This window comes from Apibacter adventoris, from assembly GCF_002964975.1.
Lineage (GTDB): Bacteria > Bacteroidota > Bacteroidia > Flavobacteriales > Weeksellaceae > Apibacter > Apibacter adventoris.
This window is the reverse complement of the sequence record NZ_PSZM01000017.1, coordinates 1-403: the sequence shown is the minus strand read 5'-3', so window position 1 is coordinate 403 and position 403 is coordinate 1. Positions and strand designations below refer to the sequence as shown.

1 protein-coding gene is annotated in these 403 nt (G+C 32.0%); it reads right to left on the bottom strand.

From position 1 onward, the window contains the following. On the bottom strand, positions 1-403 hold a 403-nt coding region (locus C4S77_RS03015; protein ID WP_181042794.1), incomplete at both ends, for a PPC domain-containing protein.

Here is a 403-nt window from a genome sequence, read left to right as displayed (position 1 = left end):
TATAGCATCGATTAATATCAAAATTGCCATTATATCCTTCTACAACTACATAATAAGTACCTGGCTTTAGATAATTAAGAGTAATGGACTCATTAGAAGTTCCTCCGAGAGCACTTTTTCCTATTTGATTTTGCGCAATATTATATATGATTAAGTCATAATTTTTAGGGAGATTTTGTAGAGTAACCGTCACGTTAGATTTACTGTTTAGTGTAAACTTATAATAATCTTTATCTGCGGAGGAGCCAATTCCTGCATAGTAATTAGTATTTGTATTAATGTCTGTTGCCTTGGCAAAATAATCATTAGGTTCGTAGTTGACAATACAAGGAGCAATTGCAGTTGCTTCAGCTTTAAGTGTATAGCATCGATTAATATCAAAATTGCCATTATATCCTTCTAC